This is a genomic window from Ureibacillus sp. FSL W7-1570, assembly GCF_038593265.1.
GTDB lineage: Bacteria > Bacillota > Bacilli > Bacillales_A > Planococcaceae > Ureibacillus > Ureibacillus suwonensis.
This window is the reverse complement of sequence record NZ_CP151979.1, coordinates 2853516-2867648: the sequence shown is the minus strand read 5'-3', so window position 1 is coordinate 2867648 and position 14133 is coordinate 2853516. Positions and strand designations below refer to the sequence as shown.

The 14133-nt window shown below is 45.4% G+C and carries 12 protein-coding genes and 1 other annotated feature (1 of these 13 cut by a window edge); of the genes, 6 read left to right on the top strand and 6 right to left on the bottom strand.

What is annotated here, in order from left to right; all coding sequences use genetic code 11:
• Window positions 1-118, top strand: a binding site (T-box leader); it begins 113 nt to the left of the window's first position.
• Window positions 119-206: 88 nt separating this feature from the next.
• The 6 genes from trpD to trpB (NST13_RS14240) all read left to right on the top strand — a co-directional run bounded on the left by trpD (window position 207) and on the right by trpB (NST13_RS14240) (window position 5968).
• Window positions 207-1241, top strand: coding sequence for an anthranilate phosphoribosyltransferase (trpD, locus tag NST13_RS14265; protein ID WP_342580879.1), 1035 nt, complete (start codon window positions 207-209; stop codon window positions 1239-1241).
• The gene (trpC, locus tag NST13_RS14260; RefSeq protein WP_342580878.1) at window positions 1241-2038 is read left to right on the top strand and encodes an indole-3-glycerol phosphate synthase TrpC; all 798 of its coding nucleotides are present in this window, start codon (window positions 1241-1243) and stop codon (window positions 2036-2038) included. The genes trpD and trpC overlap by 1 nt, the downstream gene beginning before the upstream one ends.
• Entirely contained in the window at window positions 2035-2667 is a 633-nt protein-coding gene (locus tag NST13_RS14255) for a phosphoribosylanthranilate isomerase (protein WP_342580877.1), read from the top strand. Before trpC ends, NST13_RS14255 begins: the two co-directional genes overlap by 4 nt.
• Before the next feature lies 1 nt (window position 2668).
• Window positions 2669-3859, top strand: a complete 1191-nt coding sequence (gene trpB / locus NST13_RS14250; RefSeq protein WP_342470392.1) for a tryptophan synthase subunit beta — start codon at window positions 2669-2671, stop codon at window positions 3857-3859.
• Complete coding sequence (gene trpA, locus NST13_RS14245; protein WP_342580876.1) at window positions 3856-4638, top strand: tryptophan synthase subunit alpha; 783 nt, start codon at window positions 3856-3858, stop codon at window positions 4636-4638. The genes trpB (NST13_RS14250) and trpA overlap by 4 nt, the downstream gene beginning before the upstream one ends.
• A gap of 163 nt (window positions 4639-4801) precedes the next feature.
• The gene (gene trpB, locus NST13_RS14240; RefSeq protein ID WP_342470394.1) at window positions 4802-5968 is read left to right on the top strand and encodes a tryptophan synthase subunit beta; all 1167 of its coding nucleotides are present in this window, start codon (window positions 4802-4804) and stop codon (window positions 5966-5968) included.
• Window positions 5969-6041: 73 nt separating this feature from the next.
• Here the strand turns inward: trpB (NST13_RS14240) and NST13_RS14235 are convergent, their stop codons facing one another.
• The 6 genes from NST13_RS14235 to NST13_RS14210 all read right to left on the bottom strand — a co-directional run bounded on the left by NST13_RS14235 (window position 6042) and on the right by NST13_RS14210 (window position 14082).
• The gene (locus NST13_RS14235) at window positions 6042-6995 is read right to left on the bottom strand and encodes an NAD-dependent epimerase/dehydratase family protein (RefSeq protein WP_342580875.1); all 954 of its coding nucleotides are present in this window, start codon (window positions 6993-6995) and stop codon (window positions 6042-6044) included.
• A gap of 122 nt (window positions 6996-7117) precedes the next feature.
• Window positions 7118-7438, bottom strand: a complete 321-nt coding sequence (locus NST13_RS14230; protein ID WP_342580874.1) for a YolD-like family protein — start codon at window positions 7436-7438, stop codon at window positions 7118-7120.
• An 82-nt stretch (window positions 7439-7520) separates the two neighbouring features.
• Window positions 7521-8819 carry a UV damage repair protein UvrX gene (locus NST13_RS14225; protein ID WP_342470397.1) on the bottom strand — a complete coding sequence of 433 codons (1299 nt, stop codon included), beginning with the start codon at window positions 8817-8819 and terminating at the stop codon, window positions 7521-7523.
• Window positions 8820-9110: 291 nt separating this feature from the next.
• Entirely contained in the window at window positions 9111-11090 is a 1980-nt protein-coding gene (locus NST13_RS14220; protein ID WP_342580873.1) for a cellulose biosynthesis cyclic di-GMP-binding regulatory protein BcsB, read from the bottom strand.
• Window positions 11087-12367 carry a glycosyltransferase gene (locus tag NST13_RS14215; RefSeq protein ID WP_342580872.1) on the bottom strand — a complete coding sequence of 427 codons (1281 nt, stop codon included), beginning with the start codon at window positions 12365-12367 and terminating at the stop codon, window positions 11087-11089. The genes NST13_RS14220 and NST13_RS14215 overlap by 4 nt, the downstream gene beginning before the upstream one ends.
• Window positions 12367-14082 (bottom strand): DUF2334 domain-containing protein, encoded by a 1716-nt coding sequence (locus tag NST13_RS14210; RefSeq protein ID WP_342580871.1) that lies wholly within the window; start codon window positions 14080-14082, stop codon window positions 12367-12369. Before NST13_RS14210 ends, NST13_RS14215 begins: the two co-directional genes overlap by 1 nt.
• Between the last annotated feature and the right edge of the window lie 51 nt (window positions 14083-14133).

Below are 14133 nucleotides of genomic sequence, written 5' to 3'. Positions count from 1 at the left end.
AAGTGGTTGACGTCTTTCCCTCGTTATCGGGAAGTGCCCCACACAGCTGGGCACACTGAGGTGGAAGTAGTCGTTACTTCAACAGAGGTGGCAACGCGGCAGCACGGTCGTCCTCTGCAAATGGGATTTCACGCCCGTTTGCAGAGGTTTTTTATTGCGGCTATTCTATCTAAACTTCAAATTTATCAAATTTGGAGGATGATAGAATGAACATTCAAGCTTTTACAAAACGAGTTCAGCAAAAGGAAAATTTGCCCTACGATGAAATGATTCAAGCGGTGGAAATCATCTTTGACGACGAAACGCCAAAAGAAGCCATTGCGGAATTTTTGCTGGCCCTCCGCGAAAAAGGAGAAACAGCCGAAGAAGTTGCCGCCCTTTCCATCGTGATGAGATCCAATGCAATCAAAATTCCTGTTCCGGAAGGGACTTATATAGACAATTGCGGTACCGGCGGCGATGGTCTGCAAACTTTCAACATCAGCACCACTTCCGCTTTTGTGTTGGCAAGCAGCGGCGTGAAAGTGGCAAAACACGGCAACCGTAAAATTTCCAGCTCTTCCGGCAGCGCCGATGTTCTTCAGGCATTGGGCATCCATACAGATTTTACAGTCGAAGAATCCGTCCAATTGTTGAAGCGGGAAGGCATCGTTTTTCTTTACGCCCCTGCCGTTCATCCGAAATTGAAACGCATCGGTGAAGTTCGGCGGGCCATCGGAAAACCGACAATTTTTAACCTGGTCGGTCCATTGACAAATCCCGTGGACTTGGACAGTCAGCTCGTCGGCATTAACCGGCCGGATTTTGTCGAACACTATGCGGAAGTGTTGCGCATTTTAGGACGGAAACGCGCAATTGTTGTATCGGGATCGGAAGGGATGGATGAAGCTTCCCTCGATCATCGGAACCGCTCCGTGCTGCTTCTGAATGGGGAAATTAAACCATTGGCGATCAACATTGAAGAATTGGGATTGCAACCCGCATCCATCACCCATCTCCGTGGCGGTACGCCGGAAGAAAATGCGGAAATTTTAAAAGATTTATTAAGAGGAAAACGCACGCCTTATTATGATGCAGTCGTTTTGAATGCGGCGCTCGGTTTCTTCGCTTATGGCGCCGTTGATTCTCTGAAAGATGGCGTCTGCATGGCCCGCGATGCCATCGAATCCGGACGCGCTTACGAGAAACTTGAAGCAGTCGTTGAATTCAGCCAAAACATCATAAAGGAGCAAACATTCTGATGACGATTTTAGATACGATTATTGAACATAAAAAATCCATCCTGCCTCAATTGAAAAGAACAACGCCCGACTTGAACGCGCCAATCAAAAAGCGGCCATCGTTGTACGAGACACTCAGAAAATCGGACACTTTGCAAATTATCGCTGAAATGAAGCGCGCCTCCCCTTCCAAAGGCATCATCAATGCGGATGTGGACCCGGTGGAACAGGCGAAGCGCTACGAAAAGGCAGGGGCCGCCTGCATTTCGGTATTGACGGAAGAAAAATATTTCAAAGGTTCTTTTGAGGATTTGGCGGACATTGCAAGAAACGTCCATCTCCCTATCTTAAATAAAGATTTCATCATCGATAAAGTTCAGATCGACTATGCCCTTCATGCCGGTGCATCCGTCATTCTTCTGATTGTAGCCGCTTTGGATGACGAAACGTTGGCCGGATTGCATGAGTACGCAACAAACCTGGGTCTTGAAGTTCTGGTGGAAGTGCACAACGAAGAAGAATTGGAGCGTGCCCTCCGCATTCAACCAAAACTTCTTGGCGTCAACAACAGGGATTTAAAAACATTCCATGTGGATTTGGCCCAAACGGAAAAGCTTGCAGAAACCATCAACCGTTATCCGAACATCGCCTTCATCAGTGAAAGCGGCATTTTTGAAACAGCGGATGCTGAGCGGGTGGCGAACGCCGGTGCGCGGGGAATCCTCGTCGGTGAATCATTGATGAGAAGCGGAAATCCGGAAGACACGTTAAGATCGTTTCAAATCCAACTTCCGGCGTTAGAGGATGTAGAGCGATGACGAAGGTGAAAATTTGCGGGTTGAAAGAAGCGGTGCATGTACTTTGTGCCGTCAATGCGGGAGCTGATTTTGTAGGCTTTGTGTTTGCGCCGAGCAAGCGGCAAATTTCCATTGAAAAAGCCCGGAAACTGGCGAAACTGGTGCCGAACCACGTGAAAAAAGTGGGCGTCTTCGTCAATCCCACTGAGAACGAAGTGAGAGAGGCTTTTGAAAACGTACCGCTCGATTATGTGCAATATCATGGCAATGAAGATCCGGCCTTTATTGAACAATTGGGCTACCCTTCCATCAAAGCCTTTTCCATTCGGGATGAGGAAGATGTGAAGAAAGCCGGCAAGTTTAACGTAGATTACTATTTGTTCGATGCACCCGGAACGGACTACGCAGGCGGAAGCGGAAAAGTATTTGACTGGTCGCTTTTGGATCAACTTTCCATCCCAAGGGAGAAAGTGATTTTGGCAGGTGGGCTTAATGCTTCAAACGTGCAAATAGCCATCGCCACCGTCCGGCCTTCCGCTGTGGATGTATCGAGCGGTGTTGAGCAAAATGGCGAAAAAAACGGCGAACTGATCCAATCCTTCATCCAAGCCGTAAAAACTTCACAACAAACCGTAAAAGGAGCTAACTGACATGACGACTACAATCAAAGGCAAATTCGGCCGTTTCGGCGGACAATTTGTTCCGGAAACATTGATGACCGCTTTACAAGAACTGGAAGAAGCCTATGAACATTATAAACATGACGAGTCCTTCCAACAGGAACTCCGCTATTATTTAAAAGACTATGTCGGCCGGGAGACACCCCTCTACTTTGCGGAACGGCTGACGGAACATTGCGGCGGCGCCAAAATTTATTTAAAACGGGAAGATTTAAACCATACCGGCGCACATAAAATCAACAACGCCCTCGGCCAGGCATTGCTCGCCAAAAAAATGGGCAAGACGAAAATCGTGGCGGAAACAGGTGCCGGCCAACACGGTGTGGCAACGGCAACCGCCTGCGCCCTGCTTGGTATGGAATGCGTCGTCTTCATGGGGGCTGAAGATGTGAAACGCCAGGCGCTGAACGTATTCCGAATGGAACTGTTGGGCACAAAAGTGGTTGCGGTTGAAAAAGGATCCAGAACGCTGAAAGATGCGGTGAACGAAGCCTTGCGCTACTGGGTGACAAACGTGGAAACAACCCATTACATCTTAGGTTCCGCCATGGGACCACATCCCTTCCCTACCATCGTTCGCGATTTTCAGAGAGTCATCGGGGATGAAACGAAAAAACAAATTTTAGAAAAGGAAAACCGCCTTCCGGATGCGGTTGTGGCCTGCATCGGCGGCGGCAGCAACTCCATCGGCATGTTCCATCCTTTTGTGGAAGATCAAGAAGTTGCCTTGTACGGTGTGGAAGCTGCAGGAAAAGGGTTTGAAACCGGCAAACACGCAGCCGCCATCAACGGCGGGAAAACGGGCGTACTGCACGGGGCTTATATGTACTTATTGCAGGATGACAACGGATTTGTGCAGGAAGCCTACTCCATCTCAGCGGGCCTTGACTATCCCGGGGTCGGCCCGGAACATTGCTATCTGCATGAAACCGGCCGCGCAAAATACGTGATGGCAACGGATGAAGAAGCCCTTGCGGCAGTGAAACTTCTATGCCGGACAGAAGGAATCCTCCCTGCCCTTGAGAGCGCCCATGCCGTTCACTATGCAACGGAACTGGCTAAAACGATGGATAAAGATCAAATCATCGTCGTTTGTTTATCCGGCCGCGGTGATAAAGATGTGCACACAATCTACGATGCCTTTGGAGGTGACTTGGCATGAGCCGAATTACAGAAGCGATTTTAGAAACAACCCGCCAAGGCCATAAAGCGTTTATTCCCTACATTATGGCCGGTGATGGTGGACTTGAAAAGTTGAAACCCACCATCTTGAAATTGCAGGAACTCGGCGTCACGGCCATTGAAGTGGGCATCCCTTTCACCGATCCGGTCGCGGATGGACCGACGATTGAAGAGGCTGGCATGCGGGCATTGGCAAAAGGCGTGACATTAAGAAAAGTGCTTGAAACCCTTGCCGCTTTTGCAGAGGAAATTACCGTTCCATTGGTGGCGATGACATATTTAAATCCGGTTTTGGCCTACGGAATTGGCGAGTTCGCAAAAGATGCTTATGATGTAGGGATTCGTGGCGTCATCATTCCGGATATGCCCCTGGAGGAAAGCGGCCTTGTCCATCCTTCCTTGAAGGCAGCCGGTATCGATTTAGTGCAGCTTGTTTCATTGACAAGTACGCCGGAGCGGATCGAAAAATTGACCAAAGCGAGCGAAGGATTCATTTATGCGGTGACGGTCAACGGAATCACCGGCGCCCGCTCCACTTTCGAAGGAGATTTGGAGAGCCATTTCAAAAAAATCCAAAGCTATACCGATACCCCGGTGTTGGCGGGTTTCGGCATCTCCACTCCTGAACACGTGAAGCAATTCGGCTCCTTTGCAAGTGGCGTCATCGTGGGAAGCAAGATTGTCGACTGTTTGACCAAAGATGATTGGGATACGATTGAACACTTGGTGAAAGCTTCGAAGACGGTTCCTCTGGCTTAATGATTGGCGGTTTTTATGGCAATATTGACACTTTTTGTGACGATATTGCCATGTTTTGTGGCATTATTGACAGGTTTTGTGGCATTATCGACAGCCTTCTTATATTTTCCCTATTGAATTTCATGACTTATCTGACAATAATATAAAAAAGGAGTTGGAAAACATGAATCAAACTTTAATTCAAAACGGTTACTACGGAAACTATGGCGGCAGCTTCGTTCCAGAAGAAGTGCAAAAAGTGCTGGAGAAAATTGCGGAAGAATTTGCAAAAGTCAAAGACGACCCGGCTTTCAATGAAGAACTCAATTATTACTTGAAAGAATATGCCGGCCGTGAAACCCCTCTTTATTTCGCCAAAAATTTAACAGAAAAATTGGGCGGAGCAAAAATTTACTTAAAACGGGAAGATTTGAACCATACAGGATCCCATAAATTGAACAACGTACTCGGCCAAATTCTGCTTGCCAAACGCATGGGGGCAAAAAGAATCATCGCTGAAACGGGAGCAGGCCAACACGGGGTTGCCACTGCGACGGCGGCTGCGATGTTCGGAATGGAATGCACAATCTACATGGGGGCAAAAGATACGAAACGCCAAGCGTTGAATGTGTTCCGCATGGAGCTTCTCGGCGCAAAAGTGGTTGCTGTCGATAAAGGAAACGGCTTATTGAAAGAAGCGGTGGATGAAGCATTCCTTGATTTAGTGAAAAACCATGATCATACTTTCTATTTGCTAGGTTCAGCAGTTGGCCCTACTCCATATCCTGAAATCGTTGAACATTTCCAATCCGTGATCAGCCGGGAAAGCCGCGCACAACACTTAGAAAAAGAAGGAAAACTTCCGACAGCGGTTGTGGCGGCAGTTGGTGGCGGCAGTAATGCGGCTGGTGCTTTCGCGCATTATATCAACGATGAAAGTGTGCGCTTAATCGGTGTGGAACCTGCAGGCGCCGCAACGCTTACCAAAGGGACTCCAGGCGTCCTTCACGGTTTCAAAAGCTACGTCCTTCAAGATGAAGAAGGCAACTTGCTCGAAACAGACTGCATCGCTGCCGGCTTGGACTACCCGGGTGTGGGACCGCTGCATGCTTACTTGCATGAAACAGGCCGCGGAGAATATGTCACTGTCACAAACGAAGAAGTGCTGGATGCATTCCAAGTGTTATCAAGAACAGAAGGCATTATTCCCGCCCTTGAAAGTTCCCACGCAGTCGCGCATGCATTGAAGCTTGCACCAACTTTATCACCTGAAGATACCATTATCGTCAATATCTCCGGCCGCGGCGACAAAGACGTGCAACAAGTATTTGAATTGCTCAAAAATAAATAAGATGAGAAAAGGGGACGTTCCTGCTGTGAACCTCCCCTTTTTTTATTGCGCTCTTTTTTATGATCATCGTCCTTTAAAGCGGTGTTTTGCTCGTAATGCCTCCGCCGATTTTATCGAGCATGTCAATCGTCATCGCTTCTAAATCATACCTCGCTTTGAATCCCCAATCCGCGATGGCCCGGGATGAATCGATGGAATTGGGCCAGCTTTCTGCAATGCTTTGCCGAACGGGATCGACATCGTATTTGATTTCAAAGTGCGGGATATGTTTTTTGATTTCCGCCGCAATTTCCGACGGGTCGAAACTCATGGCGGAAACATTGTAGGCATTGCGCACGGTCAATTTGGCGGGGTCGGCTTCCATTAAATCAACGATGGCGTTCAATGCATCCGGCATATACATCATATCCATATAAGTCCCTTCTGCAATATAAGAAGTGTAACTTCCTTCATTCACCGCTTTATGATAAATTTCCACCGCATAATCCGTCGTTCCCCCACCAGGCGGCGTCCCCGGTGAAATCAACCCTGGGAAACGAAGCCCCCTCACATCCACGCCATAGCGCAAATGGTAATAATCGCATAACAATTCTCCCGCCACTTTGTTCACGCCATACATCGTTGTAGGCCGTTGTAATGTTTCTTGCGGTGTATTGATTTTCGGCGTTGTGGGCCCGAAGACGGCAATGGAACTCGGATTAAAGAGCTGCATATTTAATTCTTTTGATACTTCCAATGCATTCAACAAACCGCCCATGTTCAATTCCCATGCAAGAATGGGTTTGATTTCAGCCGTTGCGGAAAGCAATGCGGCCAAATGAATCATCGTATCCGCATTAAATTTTTTCGCCACTTCGTACATTTTTAATGCATCGAGCACATCCAGCACTTCAAAGGGACCGTCATGGTTTTTGTCCTCCCGGATATCCGTCGCCAGCACATTATCTTTTCCGTATTCAAACCGGAGCTTTCTCACCAGTTCCGAACCAATCTGTCCAAGCGCGCCTGTGACAAGTATTCTCTTCATCTCGCCCCTCCTCTTGTGAATTCAAGACCACTGCGCGAACAATATAGATTATGTTGTAACCTATTTATATGCCAGTGCTTTCCGGCGGGCTATTCATTCGACCAGAGGGGGATTTTTATTTTTTATTCCATGATGGTAATGCCGTAGATGGATTCAAAGGAGAAGGAGCGGCCATCTTCCAATGTGCAGATGCGCCGTTTGTCATCAAGTTTGGCTATCTTCCCTGCCACTTTGGAGGTGCGATGGTTTTGCCAAATGTTCAATTCCACTTCATAGTGATTGGTGCAGGCAATGAGGAGCTGTTCATTCAAATCTTGCAATGCCCATTCATCAAGAACCGGCTTTTCTTCGCACCGGTCTTTTTCCCTCCATTCCCGGAGCATTTTCACATGTTCCGGAAGCATCATCGCATTCCATTTGATATTTCCGCGGTCTCGGATCATTTTCTTCACCTCTTTGATTTCGCAGAACTTTGGAGGTGGCTGGATGAAGTTTTAGTTTTCCGGCAAGGAGTTTCCCTCTCCCTTATTTCTTATGTCCACCCAAGAGTTGCGCCCGCTCAAGAGCCGTTCCCGCTTCCGTATAAGAAACTGCGCGAAGCACGGCGGTTGGCCCCCATTTGGAGCGCAAAGCATCCATCGCTGCACCGAGTTTTCTCCTTCTCCATTTTTGCTGATCGAAAAAACTCAATTGCATCGAGCGTTCCGTTTCCAGTTTGGAGAGGCTGATGGAAAGTTTCCGTACCGGCCGTTCCGCATAAAATTCATCAAGCAACCCTTTGCACACTTCATAAATTTTCATCGTATCATTCGTCGGTTCATCAATCGTCCGGGAGTGATGAAACCCTCCCCCAAAGGCATCTTTGCTGTAGCTTACACCGAGGGAAATCGTTCTTCCCGCCTGATAAGCTTCCCTTGCCCGGCGCGCCACATCTTCGCACATTTCCAAAATGACGGCAAGGATTTCGCTGCGGGTCCGATAATCCCGCATGAGCACCTGCCCTTTTCCGAAGCTGATTTGCCCTTCCGCAAGAGGGGCGCCAAGGGGAGATAAATCAATTCCCCACGCGTGGTAGTACAATTGATTTCCTAAAATGCCGAAGCGTTTTTCCAGCAGTTGCAAATCGGTTCGGGCCAAGTCCCCCACTTTGAAAATGCCCATATTGTTCAGCGTGCGTTCCATGCGTCGCCCAATCCCCCACATGTCGGAAAGGGGCGCAACAGGCCACAACTTTTTCGGAACATCTTCATAAGTCCAGTGGGCAAAGTCGGTTTTCTTCGCTTCCAAATCAAGAGCCAACTTTGCCATGAGCATATTCGGCCCCATCCCCACCGCGCTTGGAATTTGGAATTGGCTATAGATCCTTTCTTGAATATATTTCGCTGTTCTTTCAGGAGGACCCCAAAGTTTTTCGGTGCCCGTCAAGTCGACAAAGCTTTCATCAATGCTGTAGACGTGAATCGCTTCTTTCGGTACGAATTGATTGATTAAATTGGTAATCTCCATAGACATTTGCACGAAAAATTCCATTTTTGGTTCAAACAGCCGAATGTCCGGATGTTTTGGGATTTCATAAAGGCGGGAGCCCGTTTTGATGCCAAAGCGTTTCTTCATCGGCGGTGATGCAGCAAGCACGATGCTTCCCTTTTGCTCAAAGTTTCCTACAACCGCAATGGGCACTTCCATTGGATTCAGATTGTGAAGCATCGCCATGCAGCTGGCATAAAAGCAGCGCATATCAATGCAAATGATCGAGCGTTCCGGAAGAAGCCGATGCAATTCTTCGGGGCTGAAGTTCGTGTAGTTCAGTTCGCTTATGCGCATGCCAACCACCTCCGCACTTCTATTATATGAACGGAACAAATGTTCTATAACTTATTTTAGAATGAGACCATTGAGACGGCAAGTGGGATTATTTGGATAAACAAAAAGCCGAGGTGATGAAGTCAACCTCGGCTTTCTGCCAATATTTATATTTTTGCAATCCGTTCCCAACAAAGGCGGGCGTTATGAATATTTCCGTTTTTTCAAATAAAACAGGATGAGGATTACTAAAATGACGGTTAATGCAATGAAGCTGGAAATCCAAATGATCCGTTCATTTGATTGCGCCGGCTACTCCGTTTGTTGGCCGGCCTCATTTTTTAATAATTGTGCATTTGTAAAATAAGAACCCGGTCCTGTTTGCACAGCGATGGAAGCGGCGTTATTGGAGCCGGATAAAAATTGCAGAAAATCCAAACTGAAATAATGATCGGTATCTTTGAGATGATCGAATACTGCCATATAATGATCGTCATTCCATGGATTTTTTTGCATGAAGCTGTAATACTCCACGCTTTCCTCAATAAAACCGGCCCGGCTTAATTGCGGTTTTAAATTTTCATAATTGACGATCAGCCGGTCAACCACTTTTTTTAATACGTCATGTTGACTGACAGAACCAATAAAGATCACGTTCCCCTGATTCAACAAGTCCTCTGTCACTTCTGAAGAAGAAAGCAGCCGGATGGAAGGCAGCTTGCCATTCAACGTTAAAACGCTGAACAAATTTTGCAAATCTTTGTTGGGAATTTCCTCGTCCGGCAGCACAATCAATAAGTCCTTGTTTTTATCCGAAAAAGGAACTGGGAAACTGTTAAAGAACAGTTCCGCATCCATATCCTGATTTGAGGATTTCATTGGAAAATGGAATGCACTGTCGGCAAACAAATAAATCCAGCGGTTCTGATCCGTTGCGGCGCATGGATTTTCCACACGTAAACCTGTCGCTTCAAACTGAATGGAAATTAATCGGTTATCGTTTAATATGTTTTTATCAAAAGGCAAACGGACTGTGATATTCCCCTCCTTGTCTTCCTTCAAAGAGTTGATATCAATGGAATGAGGGATGTCGTTAATGTAGACTATCAACTCCACTTGCGTGTCTGATATCGATAATTCTTCAGCGGATTTGGCGTTTTTAATCGATTGCGTTTTCTTTAATTTCAATTCCAAAGATGGCTGGCTTACAGATTTCTTATCTACAGGCAAATAATAAAAGTATGTTTGCGATTTTGAATCATTACTGTCCAATAATAGGTCATCCAGTCCAAAGCTGCTTAACGTAATTTCATCATTTTCTTCAATCATCTCCGGCAACTGTTCAATTTCAATCGATTCCCCTGATAACTGCTCAATATAGTAATCATTTGTAAGGATCGAAATTTTGTTTAAAATCTCTTCAGGCTGTTTGGCTAAAATCAATAAGGCCGTAATCGCATGATTGTTTTGGGTCAAAGGAAGCTGGGAAATGTAGAGTGAATGTTCCCCCGGCTCCTTGCCATTTGCTTGCAGCAATTCTCTCATCCATCCGGCTTGGAACTCCTCTACGCCTCCCACAACCACCATATTGCCGGTGATTTTTTCCACCTCATCTTCGTTTACTATGGAAATATGATCCTGAGAGGATAACCCGGATAAATAGTTGGCCACCATTAATGCACTTTGCAATGTTTCCGTAGACGGTTTCGTCGGAATAATAACCGATACTTCCTGACTTTCAGAGCCCAAATACCGTTCAGGATAGTCTTTTAAACTGAGACCATGCTGATTATTATACGGATATAAGTTGATAAAAGAAGATGGAAGAATCTTCACCCAATTCCCGGTTGTATTTTGAGGCAAACAGACCCCGGCGGCAATATTGCCGGAAAAAACAACGGTGATTGTATGCGTCCCTTCTTCTAATGCGGCATGGTTCAAATTTACTTTTATTGTTTGTGAAGTGGTCCCTGCAAGAGATACCGACTGGACCGGTTCGCCATCAATTTTGATGGTCAGTGTGGATGGCTCAATCAATAACTCTGAATTCGAAACTTCAAATTGAACATAATAATCTCGCTCTTCCAATTTTGAATAAATATTGTAGTAGAAATTGGTTTCGGCAGTGGGACCAAAAAGCTCAATAGGCGTATCTGTCAAAACTGCTTTGGTTTCTCCGGATAATTCAATAGGGATCCCCTGAAGTTCTACAGCCTGGGTTTCGTTTATATGAATAGAGAAAAAAATGAAAAAGGACCCGAGAAGAATTATCCAATGTAGAGCTCTATTCAAACCGTCTTTTCCTCCTTTTTATTTACAGAGAACCGTTCCGTTTTATACCAAACAGATTCCTCTTTTCTAATGATCCGTTTCAGTTCCAAAAATAGTGCATTGATTACCAGTAGAATCCACATTTGCGAGTAGGTGAAATACATGAGCAGGGTATAGAAGATATTTCCTGCCGTTAACTGATTCTTTTCAATACTCAAGGCAATCATAATTTCCGTCAAAAATAGCAAAGTGGCCATTCCCCAAAGCACGAGGGCGACTGAACCGATTTGCAAATCCAATTCGTGAAATAAATTCACGACGAATATTGCATTGGATAAAATGACGCCAAAGAAAAAAATGAAGTAGGTGAAAAAGAAGTAAAAAAGGTCGAACATCATCTTTCGGCTGTTCAAGCGCAACAGATTTTTTAAAAATTTCAGTACAACATATTGATTTCCCCTCGCCCATCGCGTCCGCTGCCGCCACCATACTTTAAAGGTTTCCGGCTCTTGCTCCCACGTGACAGCGGCAGGGAAAAACCGGATATAGTAACCGAGATTATAGATTCGAATGGTCAATTCCGTATCTTCCGTCAATGCGGAGGTATCCCATCCATTCAGCTGATCCAGGATGCTTCTGCGAATGGCGAAATTGGTTCCGGGAATGGTTGCGATTTTGAACCAAAAATATCTCCCTGCTTGGGCCAACCATTGAAAAGTGATGGTTTCAATATTAATAAACTTTGTAAGCCATGTGCTGGCCGCATTGATGACCCGGAACTTCCCTACAACCGCGGCGGCACCTTCGTCATTGACAAGCCCCATCACCAAATTCCATACCGCTTTTCTCTCCGGCGTGTTGTCCGCATCATAAACAACAATGATTTCTCCCTTTGATTCTTTTAATGCAAAATTCAATGCACTGGATTTTCCTCTTCCCTTATATTCGCCCACCGTTTCAACAACCCGGATGAAGGGGAATTGCGCCGCAAACTCCTCCCCTATTTCTTTCGTTCGGTCGCTGCAATTATCCGCAATCAAAATGACTTCCAATTTGTCTTTTGGATAATATAATCTGGACATCGCCGTCAACGTTTGTTTAATCACCACTTCTTCATTATGCGCAGGTATGAACACATTTACTGTCGGCAAGTCCATTTCGTTCATTTTTTGTTCCCATTTGGGGATCACTTTTTCAAAAGTTTTAAAATGCCTGTACCCGCCCTGGGCCAAAAACATATGGTAAAGCAGCATGATCCAAATAAATGCGAGTGATATATAAAATAAATAATTTGCCATCAGTTTCTCTCCTCAAACAGCTGTTTCCGGTAACGGATTCTTAAAAAGAAGATATACACTATAAAAATGCTCAAAAATATTCCCGTAACGGCTACGATCACCCAAAGCAAAGCTTCTACCGGATTGTCCTTGAAATAATTCGTGATTTTGGTTTGCCACGGGAATTCTTCCTTGACCAAAATGCGCCCATCCCCAGGCAGACTTATTCGAACGTAATCCGTTTGAACTGAATGAGGATATTGATCCAATTCAATCCACTGTAGATTTGGCACTTTTTCAAATAAACTTACAAACTCCTCCAAATACTCCATTCCCAAATAGGGGTGATATATTCCGCCAATGACCGCCCCCGGAACTTCCGCCACTTCATCCAATACTTCTTCCACTTCACCAATCGGATCTAAGCTATCCGGATTTACGTACCCGATCGTTTCCGGATATAATGTCATACCGTTTAAAATCGCCGGAGAACTGATAAATAAAGGGGCGGTCATCACTTTCCAGTCCGTATCAGAAACTTGCATTTGTCCAAAAATGGCCGAGAAATATTGGGATGCCACCCGATAACCATTTGAACTCATTGCATAATGTGGTGCCTCAAAAGCCGTGGGTGGAAGCCCCCAATTCGTCAAAGAATGGATGGAATTTTCCAATTTATTTTTCGTATATTGACTTTCAATCTGTTGCAACGAACGCAAATATTTCCCATATTCTTCCAAAATCGAAAATTCATCACGCGACTTGATCTTTGCCACCGATTCGTCAGCAGCTAAAGCTGTAATCGGCTGATTCATGACCGAATCCCAAAACTCAAATCCTTCACCCGTTTCAGTAGAATGATATGTATGGGTATAACCGTGGGAAATGACATAAGCGCCTCGGCTCACCAACTGCTCCAGCACCTTTTTCAAATCCGGGGCATCATCAAGGGTGACTTTTTTTCCCGTTTCAGGATTGATGTATACAGGAATAATGACTAAATACACCGGAATGCCTTTATCCAATAAATAAGCGGCCGTCTCTGAAACCTGCTTCGGATCGGATACCGGGGATATATCCTCCAGTCTTATATAAGCCGGATGAATTTCGGGTTCCTCCAACTGAAAAAGGCTGAATAAACTTTTCGAGAAAATAAATCTCCGTTCCGAATCAAACGTATTAAAATCCACAAACCCTTTCGCCGAATTCTTTAAAATGACGGGAAACCGTTCCTCAAACTTTTGCCCCCATTCGATCACTTCCATCTGTTCTGCAGGTTTAATTTTTAAAATTTCCATTGGGCGCTCCAACTTTTTTTCCCCTATGGAAAAAACGGATTGTTTTCCTGAAATGGTCCAATCAGAAAATTGCGGTAGATGTAAAGCTCCGTCACCGATCCCCAAAACAAATTCTTCATAATCGGAAAAAAGGTTTAATTTCTTTTGGTCATCGATTTCATAGGCCGAATAAAAAACAATGATTTCTGAATTCCTGAGCTTCTCTGCGTTCACATCATCCAAATTGACAAGCTCTACATGTTCAAACAATCCGCTTAATGTGCCATCAAGAAAATGCACATTTTTCATCGACCCTTCATCCGAACCGTAATAAATCAACGTCACTTTTCTTTCATCCAATGAAGTGAATCGGTCTTCCGCAAAAGCCGTCAGAGGATTGAAAATGAGTAGCAAAACCATAAACGTGGCACAGTACAACACACGTCTGTCAAAGGTCATAAAAGACCGTCTCCCGTTCTATTTCTTCAATGAAATTTTTGTAATTGATTT

Excerpts from the sequence above, each read along its gene's own strand:
- trpA (WP_342580876.1), top strand. The coding sequence starts at position 3,856 with ATGAGCCGAATTACAGAAGCGATTTTAGAAACAACCCGCCAAGGCCAT.
- NST13_RS14215 (WP_342580872.1), bottom strand. The coding sequence starts at position 12,367 with ATGGCAAATTATTTATTTTATATATCACTCGCATTTATTTGGATCATG.
- NST13_RS14255 (WP_342580877.1), top strand. The coding sequence starts at position 2,035 with ATGACGAAGGTGAAAATTTGCGGGTTGAAAGAAGCGGTGCATGTACTT.
- trpB (WP_342470392.1), top strand. The coding sequence starts at position 2,669 with ATGACGACTACAATCAAAGGCAAATTCGGCCGTTTCGGCGGACAATTT.
- trpC (WP_342580878.1), top strand. The coding sequence starts at position 1,241 with ATGACGATTTTAGATACGATTATTGAACATAAAAAATCCATCCTGCCT.
- NST13_RS14230 (WP_342580874.1), bottom strand. The coding sequence starts at position 7,438 with ATGATCCGAGACCGCGGAAATATCAAATGGAATGCGATGATGCTTCCG.
- NST13_RS14225 (WP_342470397.1), bottom strand. The coding sequence starts at position 8,819 with ATGCGCATAAGCGAACTGAACTACACGAACTTCAGCCCCGAAGAATTG.
- NST13_RS14235 (WP_342580875.1), bottom strand. The coding sequence starts at position 6,995 with ATGAAGAGAATACTTGTCACAGGCGCGCTTGGACAGATTGGTTCGGAA.
- trpB (WP_342470394.1), top strand. The coding sequence starts at position 4,802 with ATGAATCAAACTTTAATTCAAAACGGTTACTACGGAAACTATGGCGGC.
- trpD (WP_342580879.1), top strand. The coding sequence starts at position 207 with ATGAACATTCAAGCTTTTACAAAACGAGTTCAGCAAAAGGAAAATTTG.
- NST13_RS14210 (WP_342580871.1), bottom strand. The coding sequence starts at position 14,082 with ATGACCTTTGACAGACGTGTGTTGTACTGTGCCACGTTTATGGTTTTG.